This window comes from Streptococcus rupicaprae (assembly GCF_040545225.1).
In the GTDB taxonomy this organism is placed as follows: domain Bacteria; phylum Bacillota; class Bacilli; order Lactobacillales; family Streptococcaceae; genus Streptococcus; species Streptococcus rupicaprae.
Genome location: NZ_JBEPLO010000014.1, coordinates 60,340 through 69,981, shown reverse-complemented (window position 1 = coordinate 69,981; position 9,642 = coordinate 60,340). Strand labels below are relative to the sequence as shown.

8 protein-coding genes are annotated in these 9,642 nt (G+C 44.7%); 7 read left to right on the top strand and 1 reads right to left on the bottom strand.

Annotated elements, in window-relative coordinates:
- The first annotated feature begins 110 nt into the window (after nucleotides 1-110).
- The 5 genes from ABID29_RS07255 to ABID29_RS07235 all read left to right on the top strand — a co-directional run bounded on the left by ABID29_RS07255 (nucleotide 111) and on the right by ABID29_RS07235 (nucleotide 4,056).
- A complete protein-coding gene (locus ABID29_RS07255; RefSeq protein ID WP_354365485.1) occupies nucleotides 111-788 on the top strand; it encodes a response regulator transcription factor in 678 nt (225 codons plus the stop codon).
- The gene (locus ABID29_RS07250) at nucleotides 785-2,500 is read left to right on the top strand and encodes a cache domain-containing sensor histidine kinase (protein ID WP_354365483.1); all 1,716 of its coding nucleotides are present in this window, start codon (nucleotides 785-787) and stop codon (nucleotides 2,498-2,500) included. The genes ABID29_RS07255 and ABID29_RS07250 overlap by 4 nt, the downstream gene beginning before the upstream one ends.
- A 621-nt stretch (nucleotides 2,501-3,121) precedes the next feature.
- Nucleotides 3,122-3,280, top strand: coding sequence for a hypothetical protein (locus tag ABID29_RS07245; RefSeq protein WP_354365481.1), 159 nt, complete (start codon nucleotides 3,122-3,124; stop codon nucleotides 3,278-3,280).
- Between the two features lie 86 nt (nucleotides 3,281-3,366).
- Nucleotides 3,367-3,699, top strand: a complete 333-nt coding sequence (locus ABID29_RS07240) for a helix-turn-helix domain-containing protein (RefSeq protein ID WP_354365479.1) — start codon at nucleotides 3,367-3,369, stop codon at nucleotides 3,697-3,699.
- A 27-nt stretch (nucleotides 3,700-3,726) separates the two neighbouring features.
- Nucleotides 3,727-4,056 (top strand): helix-turn-helix domain-containing protein, encoded by a 330-nt coding sequence (locus ABID29_RS07235; protein WP_354365477.1) that lies wholly within the window; start codon nucleotides 3,727-3,729, stop codon nucleotides 4,054-4,056.
- Between the two features lie 124 nt (nucleotides 4,057-4,180).
- Here the strand turns inward: ABID29_RS07235 and ABID29_RS07230 are convergent, their stop codons facing one another.
- The gene (locus ABID29_RS07230) at nucleotides 4,181-5,077 is read right to left on the bottom strand and encodes an RluA family pseudouridine synthase (protein ID WP_354365475.1); all 897 of its coding nucleotides are present in this window, start codon (nucleotides 5,075-5,077) and stop codon (nucleotides 4,181-4,183) included.
- A gap of 180 nt (nucleotides 5,078-5,257) precedes the next feature.
- Here ABID29_RS07230 and gshAB point away from each other — a divergent pair, with 180 nt between their 5' ends.
- Both gshAB and ABID29_RS07220 read left to right on the top strand, forming a co-directional pair.
- Nucleotides 5,258-7,531, top strand: coding sequence for a bifunctional glutamate--cysteine ligase GshA/glutathione synthetase GshB (gene gshAB, locus ABID29_RS07225; protein WP_354365473.1), 2,274 nt, complete (start codon nucleotides 5,258-5,260; stop codon nucleotides 7,529-7,531).
- A 236-nt stretch (nucleotides 7,532-7,767) separates the two neighbouring features.
- Nucleotides 7,768-9,633: a BglG family transcription antiterminator gene (locus tag ABID29_RS07220; RefSeq protein ID WP_354365471.1), complete on the top strand. Its 1,866-nt coding sequence runs from the start codon at nucleotides 7,768-7,770 to the stop codon at nucleotides 9,631-9,633.
- Nucleotides 9,634-9,642: the final 9 nt, after the last annotated feature.

Sequence of the window (9,642 nt, the reverse complement as noted above, 5' to 3'; positions counted from 1 at the left end):
TGGTTTTTGGCTTGAGATGCATAGCAGGTATTTCGATATTCTGAAACACATGAGGAGTGTTTATAAATAGGAAGAAATTTAGTATCTTTAATTGACAAGGTATTTGTTCTTTGATTGATTTTAAAAAATTTCAAATTGACCGTGTCGCTGAGGCAGAAGATGGCCGCAAGGCTTGGGAACTCTTCCAAGACCAGCCATTTGATATCGTCTTGACAGACATCAATATGCCCAAAATGAACGGAATTCAATTAGCACAATTGATTAAAGAAGAGCGCCCAGCCTGTCATCTGGTTTTTTTGACAGGCTATGATGAGTTTGACTATGCTCTTTCTGCACTCAAGCTGGGCGCAGATGACTATCTACTCAAGCCCTTTAGTAAGGCAGATGTGGAAGGCATTTTATCAAAAATCCAAGATAAGCTAGATCAAGATGTAAAAAAAGAAAAACTGGAAAAGTACATCAGGCAAGAAGACTATTCGGACTTGCAGAAAAAGATCCGCGATCATTTAGGTGACAGCGATTTTTCGCTCAAGCATCTGGCAGATGACCTAGGCTTTAGCCCCAATTATCTTAGCGTCCTCATCAAGAAGGACGTGGGGATGAGTTTTCAGGATTATCTCAACCAAGAACGAATGCGGCAAGCGAAATTCTTATTGTTGACAACCGATTTAAAAATTTATGAAATTGCTGAAAAAGTTGGCTTTTGGGATATCAATTATTTCTCTCAACGCTTCAAGCAGACAGTTGGTGTGACACCGCGACAATTTCGGAAAGGGGAAGGTGAATGAGAAAACATTCCTTGGCAGTGCAATTATTTCTCTATAGTTTTTTAGTGATGATGGCTCTACTTGGGGTGGTCGGAACCTTCTATTATCAGACTAGCTCTACTGAAATTGGGCATCTGATCGAGCAGAAAACGCGCGATAGTTTGCAGCAGAGTGGCTCATTCATTACTTCCTATCTGAACAAGCTAAAGCAGACAACCAATAGTTTGGCAGGGAATCGGTTACTGAAAGAGTATATTGCTCATCCTGATGAAGATCACAAAGAGGCGTTGCTCTTTTTGATGAATAGCTTGCTTATGGGAGATGTTGATTTGGTCTCTGCCGTCTTAGTGACCAAAGAAGGTCAGGTGGTTTCGACAGATAGCCAGCTCACCATGAAAACTTCTAGTGATATGATGGCGGAATCTTGGTATCAAGCAGCCATTGATCAGAAAGCCATGCCTGTTTTGACCCCTGCTCATAAGGAATCTCTGACCCAAAAGGGAGAACAATGGGTTATTTCGATTACACGAGAGATTGAGGACAGTAAGGGCAACAATAAGGGAGTACTACGACTGGATATTGACTATAGTAGGTTAGAAAACTATCTGGACCAGCTAACATTAGGCGATACAGGTTTCGCTTTTATTGTCAATTCTCAGAAAGAGTTTGTCTATCATCCAAAAAAAGAAGTCTATTCCTCTAAGGAAGAGATGGATGCGATGCAGCCATACTTGGCAGTGGAAAATGGCTATACCTCTTCTGAAAAAGAATTTGTCTATCAGATTGAAATTCCAGACAGCCAGTGGACCTTGGTTGGGGTATCATCTCTTGATGAACTTCACATGGTTCGTCATCAAATCCTATACGCCTTTTTGGGAGCGGGCTTGGTTGCCCTCTTGATTTCGGGCTTGGGTTCAGCTTTGGTCATTCGTATCTGGTTAAAACCGATTCGTGACTTGCAGGAGGTTATTTTAGCAGTCGGGCAGGGGCAGTCACACCTGCGTGCCAAGGAAGTGGGAACGGCTGAACTGTTAGATTTGTCGCGCTATTTCAATAAAATGCTGGATCAAATTGACGCTCTCATGGCTTCTGCCAAGCAACAAGAGCAGGATATTCGGGAGTATGAGCTGGTGGCATTAGCCAGTCAAATCAACCCTCATTTCCTCTACAATACGCTAGATACAATTGTTTGGATGACGGAATTCAATGACCGTAAGCGCGTGGTGGACATTACCAAGGCATTGGCAAAATATTTTCGCATAGCTCTCAATAATGGCAATGAGCAAATTTGTCTTAAGGATGAGATGGAACATGTTCGTCAGTATCTCTTTATTCAAAAGCAGCGCTATGGCCATAAGCTCAACTATGAACTCCATGAATTGCCAGCCTATGCAGACTATCAAGTACCCAAGTTAATTTTACAGCCGATTGTCGAAAATGCCATTTACCATGGTATTAAGGAAGTCGAGCGTGATGGGCTGATTGAAGTTACTGTTAGGGAAACAGCAGAGCACCTACGCATTGACATTCGGGACAATGGGAAAGGGATGGATAGTCAAAATAAGGCAACGGGGACAACAAAAACCGTCCATCAAGGAGGAATTGGTCTTAAAAATGTCGATCAGCGCCTAGCTCTGCAATTTGGCACGGACTACCATATGGAAATTACTTCTGAAAAAGACCACTTTACACAGGTTAGCCTCTTTTTGCCCAAGCGAGTCAAAGAACTGTAATTTTTATATTTTCAGTATGCTCTTTCTTTCTAATCATGTTTTAAAGGATAGAAAAAAGATCGAATTGAAATTTTAGAAGCTCTTCCTTTTACGTCCTGATTTTTAAGCTCAGGCTGAGATAAAAATGTTACTATCGCCATTTAATCAAGGCACAGTGGTTGAGGGGTTCGGGACGGGAAAACCTGAGAAGGGCCCAGCAACTCACCTCTATGCGGAGGCGGGAGTGAATCGTCTGGTAGACTGTTTCACCCTCGATTCTAAGAACCTGTATTCATAATAGGAATACTAAGTTAATTAGGCTAGTTTTTGGCCAACTGAGGACAATTTTTGCGGGCATAATGGCCGTACTACCAGAACATCTGATAGTGAGTAAGCTAAAATTCGCCCATTCTAGTCAGTGTTTCTATTGTGAATAAAGGCTCTAATATTTAGGGAGGTGTGGCGAAAAAGTATTCTGACGAATTAACGATTGTCTTCCCTTCTCACCTACCATTACAGCGGCTAACAGAGCTCTCTGCACCTTCTTAAAAAGTGTCTCCAAGTGACGTGAGTTGTCGCAGTTACTGAACATGGGCGTCAGGAAAATTAAGTTGTCCTTGCTTAGCTGGGGATTGGTAGCTGATGACTCAACGTCTGATCGGCAAAGAACGCCAAAAAGAGTCACATGACATCGGAGAAGAACTGGTCATTGGGCTTGCGATGACGTTGACGATACCGGTTGATGGTTGGGATGACCACTTTGAAACCATCGAATACAGTCAGAAAATACCTCAAAACTAAAACAGAGCTTCACAGGTGATATACTCCCCTTATAGTGGATAGTGAAAAAAACAAAAATTCACTACAACTATGAGGGGAGTTTTCCTATGTCCAAAAGAAGTCCAAAACCAGTAGAGGAAAAGTTAAACAGTGTACTGCAGTATTTAGAACAAGGGGTAGCCATTTTCTCCTTAGTAAACTCCTACGCCGTTAGTCAGACAACCCTCAAAAGTTGGATTAGCCGATACCAACGATTGGGGATAGAAGGATTAACAGAGAGCAGAACGTGGAAGCATTATGGTAAAGCGTTGAAAGAACAGGCTGTACAGGATGAACTAGCTGGTCTAGGAGGACTAGAGACGATTGTTGAGCGTTACAATAGTTCTCAACGCAGTGTTCTCAAACGTTGGATAAACCAGTATACAAGTGGTAAGGCATGACAAGCCACTAGTAAAGGATTAAGGCGTATGAAACAAGGACGCAAGATCACGTTTGAAGAACGTGTTGAGATTGTCACCTTCACCATTGCTAACGCGAAAAACGATCCAGCTGCTGTTGAGACATATGGCGTGTCTGACCAGCAGGTTTTCTCCTGGGGTCGCAAGTTTGAAAAGGATGGCAGTCAAAGGCTTCTTGACCGTCGTGGGAAAGGACTTGAAAGCAAGCCTAATTTGACTGAGGAAGAGAAGATGAGTGCTGACATGGACGCCTACATCTTCTTTTGCAATCATGAACAGTTTCAAGAGCGCAACAATGGCCTTGCCCCTCTTGAAATGAGGAACAAGGCCGTTGCCTAATCTTTTATTTGTTCATTGTCCACTTGACAGGGAGCAGTTCAAATGTGACCCTCTGTTTTTCTATGCCGAGAAAATTTTGTATCAGGTTCTTTTAAAAGGGGGGCTCTAATGCAACAAAGAGCTTCTATTGGTATTTCTTTTCGTTGCTATTATGGAAGGTGCTTTTTAGAGCGTTTTCAAAGCTTTTTGAAGGAGCCGTTACGCAGACTTCCTCTAAGGTGAAGGGGTGCTTGAAACGCAGTTTTTGGGCATGGAGCATGAGACGAGGCGCCTTCAAATGACTGTAGAGAGGGTCGCCTAAAATAGCATGCCCATGGTGGCTCAGATGGACCCGAATCTGATGAGTGCGGCCAGTCTGGAGTCTGCATTGGACAAGACTGACCTGCTTGTTCTGGCTGAGAACCGTCACCTGTGTATGGGCTACTTGTCCCTTTTTAGGATCGACAAGACGCTTTCGTCGATCGTGGCGGTCCCTGCCAATCTTATCCGTAATGGTCCAAGACTGGATGGGAATATTTCCCTGACAGAGGGCCAGATAGGTCCGTTTGATCTGCCGATCTTCTAGCAGGCGATTGAGGATGGGGAGGACAAAGGGATTTTTAGCAAACAAGATAGCGCCACTGGTTTCCATATCCAAGCGGTGAACCACGTAACAAGTTTGTCCAACATAGGTTGAAACGTGATTAAGCAGGGCGATTTCCTGTGGTTCATTGGCATGGGTCTTCATGCCTTCGGGTTTATTGACAATGATCAGGTGCTCGTCTTCGTAGAGTGCCTCTACTAGTTTGGCTTGACCACTTGGAAGGACTTTTGGGGGATAATCCTCCTCATCAAAGATAAGGGTCAAGATATCGCCAGGATTGACCGAACTTTGCCAGTTAATCACTTGGTCATTGATTGTGACGTGTTTCTTGGTCCTTAAAAAATGCCTGATTTTACGAGGAATCAAGAGATAATCTTCTAGGAGTTCTTTAACGGTCATACAAGGAAAGGCTTGTGGGATAAGGATTTGGAATTTCATAGTCCTATTTTACCATAAAAGGAGCTGGCTGATAGGAAATCCATTTGTGAAATAGTCAGGCAGCTAAGGGGAGCGAGCGATTTTTCAAAAAAATCCCCATTTCGTTCAAAAATTTTTGCCTTTATACTTATTTTTTGGTAAGGTTGGGATAAGACTTGTGGCAAAGAAGAGGAGCAAGAGATGACACTGAAGCAGGTGATTATTGAAAAGGGGTTGGAAGGGCTATTTACCCAAGCGACTATTGGCATAGAAAAGGAAGGCCAGCGGGTTCTAGCTGACGGTAGGCTCAGCCAGACCAGACACCCAAAAGCGTTTGGGGACCGTTCTTTCCATCCTTATATCCAGACAGATTTTGCGGAATCACAGTTGGAGCTGGTTTCCCCTGTGTTTGACCATAGCCGTGAGGCCCTGCGTTTCTTGGGGGCCATCCATGAAGTGACCTTGCGCCAATTGCCAGAGGAAGAATACCTTTGGCCACTGTCTATGCCAGCTATCCTACCAGATGAGGAGGCGATCGTAGAGGCGCAGATGGGGGAAGAAAATACTCGATATCGGGAATACTTGACAAAAAAATATGGCAAGTACAAGCAAATGGTCTCTGGGATTCACTATAATTTTGGCCTGAAAAAAGAATTTTTAGAGGCGTTAGCGACTGAAGGCCAGCCCCTTGCAGAAATTCAGAACCAGGTCTATATGACCTTGGCACGGCAGTTTTTACGCTACCAGTGGCTCCTGATTTACCTGTTTGGGGCAACGCCTTTGGCGCCTACGGCCTATTTTAAGGAAGGGCAAGAACTGGAAGGCCCTGTTCGGTCTATTCGGGCCAGTTCCTATGGCTATGTCAATGAGCCCCATATCCGAGTGTCTTTTGACAGTCTTAAAGCCTATGTGACCAGCCTGCGTGCTCTAGTTGATCAGGGCGATTTGATTGCGGAGAAGGAGCTTTATGAGAGTGTCCGCTTCCGAGGCAGCCAGTCGGTGCAGGACTTGCTGGTTAAGGGAATCCAGTATTTGGAGTTTCGGATTTTTGACCTTAACCCCTTTGCACCCTATGGCCTAACAGCGGATGACGCTCGCTTTATTCACCTCTTTTTGCTGGGCCTCCTTTGGCTGGAAGAGACCGAAGTGGACATAGCGCTTGGCAGACGCCTCAAAGAAGAGACAGCGCTTAGCCATCCCCTTAGCTCTGCTATTGCCCTAGAGGAAGCAGAAGCCTTCTTTGCCCTTTTGGAAGAAATGGCAGAGCAGCTCCACCTGCCAGAAGCTGACAAGGCCTTGATTGCTGCTAAGCGGGCTCAGTTAGAAAAGCCAGAGCTGACGCTGGGCGGGCGCTTGTGGCTGAGCTATCAAGAAAAAGGCAAAGATATGGCTCGGCTTGGGATGGAACTTGCCCGATCTTATAAACAGGCAGTTCTAGAGCAACCTTTCGGACTACAAGCCTTTGCAACAATGGAGTTATCCACCCAAGCCTTCTTAGCTGATGCGATCCAATACGGCTTTGCTGTAGACATCTTGGATGAACGCGACCAATTTGTTAAACTCAGCTACAAAGGCCATACCGAATACGTCAAAAATGGCAATATGACCAGCCATGATAGCTATATTTCACCCCTGATTATGGAAAATAAGGTCGTAACCAAGAAAGTTCTAGCAGAGGCAGGTTTTGCGGTGCCAGCCAGTCTGCAGCTGATGGATCTCGATGAGGCAAGGCAGGTATTCTCTCAAGTGAAAGGGAAACCCATTGTCATCAAGCCGAAATCAACTAACTATGGCCTTGGGATCAGTATTTTTGAGCAAGGCGTGAGCGAGCAAGACGACTTCCTCAAGGCAGTCGAATTAGCCCTTTTAGAGGACAAGGAAGTCATGGTTGAGGACTTTATGGCTGGAACGGAGTACAGATTCTTTGTTTTGGGAGATGAGACCAGGGCCGTTCTCCTGCGCGTGCCTGCTAATGTCATCGGGGATGGCAACTCCACGATTGCTGAGCTTGTAGCCATTAAAAACGCCAATCCCCTTCGAGGCGATGGCAAATCGACCCCGCTCAAAAAGATAGAGCTAGGCGAGTTGGAAAGATTGCAACTCAAAGCCCAAGGACTGACAGCAGAGAGTATCGTCCCAGAGGGTGAGGTCGTTTACCTCCGCGCCAATTCCAATATCAGCACAGGTGGTGATTCGATTGATATGACAGATCAGGTCCATCCGTCTTACAAGGAAGTTGCAGTAGCGATTACCCAAGCCATGCAGGCCAAGGTTTGTGGGGTTGATTTGATTATTCCAGACATCAGCCAACCGGCTGACAGTTGTCAGACCAGTTACGGTATCATCGAGGCCAACTTCAATCCCATGATGATGATGCACATCTTTCCGGCTGTCGGCCAGTCCCGCCGCTTGACCACCGATGTTCTTAAAATGCTCTTCCCAGAGTATAGGTGGGAATATGGGAATAAATGTTGAGACTGGCAATTCGTCCAGTCTTCTTTGGTTTCCAATGCTTGTCTGAGAATGAGTTCTTGGCGAGGGAAGGACTGTTTTTAAAATACGTTAAACGAGTGTCACTCGGGGAAGGCTGGTTAGACTAGAAGTTGTTTCCGTTTTCTTTACGGTAAAAGTTAGGATAGTCAATCGTCTGACTTCTTGCTACAATAGAATGGATAAAGACTACCTTATCTAGGGCTGGAAAGGAGAGTAGGGTGGATAGTAAGCTATATGATGTGTTGAATTTGATGTCTCAAGACAGTTATCAAACCTCCCAGGACCTGGCGGATAAGCTCGAAATCAGTGAGAAAACCGTTCGCACACGGATCAAGGAGCTTAAGGAAATTCTGACCGCCTATGACGCAACGATTGAATCCAAGCGCCATTTCGGCTATAAGCTGTTGATTCAAGATGAAGCGAGCTTTCTCCAAGTATCCCGTTCCGTGGAAGATAAGGCTATTCCTGAGACGAGTGAGCAAAGGCAGGTAGCCCTTTTACAACTCCTCTTAAGATCTGAAGACTATGTGAAATTGGAGGATATAGCAGAGCAATTCTATATTTCCCGTAATACCTTATCTGCTAACCTAAAACGCGTGGAGAGTATTTTAATGGCCTACGACCTTCTCTTGGATAGGCGGCCTAATTATGGGATTAAGGTTTTGGGGCAGGAATTTCATAAGCGGATTTGCTTGCTGAATACCCTCTACGATAGGCTAGCGGAGAGGAGTCGTGAAGTCTGGTTGATGGAAACCATTCTAGATGGTAACCACTGCCACAAGGTGACCATGTCAGAGATAGCTCTTGAGAATGTGGTAAAATACATCAATATAACACTAGACCGTTTACAACAAGGCTTTACGATTGTCGATGGCGACGTTCCAGCGGATGTCATTAGTCCAGCAACGGAACGCATTGTCGCAGACTACAGCCAATTGATTGAGGCGAGGTTTGGCCAACAGTTGAGTTTGCAGGAACGACAGTTTTTGGCTGTTATTTATGGAGCACATCTCTCTTCAGATTCTTACAGCCAATATGGTCCTAACTTTGTCATCACAGGGCAGATTGATGAGCTGGTCCATAAAATGCTGACGCGGGTTTATGAGACCTTTGCGCTCGATTTTCGACAAAATTTAGAACTTCGGATGGCCTTGAATCAGCACTTGGTTCCAATGGCTATTCGATTGAAATTTAATATTGCCGCTCAAAATCCCTTGCTGGAGATGATTAAGCAGGAGTATCCCTACCCCTACACTCTCGCTGCGACAGCTTGCACTAGTCTTAAGGAATATTACCAATGCGATATTCCAGAGGATGAGGTGGCTTATATTGCCATTATTTTTGCGCTAGCAACGGAAAAACGCAATCGTAAGATTGAGAAGAAAACCATCGTTTTGGTTTGTGTATCGGGCAAGAGCAGTTCGCAGCTCTTCAAATTTAAGTATAAGCAGGCCTTCGGCGACTATCTGGATACAATCTATGAGTGTACGGTAGCGGAATTGGAAGAGTTTGATTTCCAAGGTAAACAGGTTGACTACATTTTTACGACCGTCCCGCTGCCTAAAAAATACCCTGTTCCCATCTATGAAATCAATCTTTTCATTGACAGTAATGATATTTTGACCTATCGACAGATGTTTGAAAGTGGTGATAAGTCTACGATTTTAGATTATTACTCGACCAATCTTTTTATGCCTCGTCTGTCAGTTGAGACTCGCGAAGAGGCCATTCAACTCATGTGCCAACATATCGATCGCTTTGGACTCTTGCCGGAAGGATTCGAAGAGGCAGTGCTGAAGCGTGAAGAGTTAGGACAGACCGACTTTGGCAATTTAGTTGCCCTTCCTCATCCCTACAAGGTTTTGACCGAGCAGAGCTTTGTCACTGTGGCCGTTCTTGACAAGCCAATCTTATGGAAAAACAACCCTGTCCAAGTTATTTTCTTATTATCAATCGGTTCTCAGGAAGATCCTCAATTGGAAACTTTTTATGAGAAAACCAGCAATCTCTTTTTTGATCAAGAGGCCATCCAAAAGCTGATTGCCAACCCAAGTTTTGAAACCTTGGTCCATATCCTCAGTTAAAATCTCAGC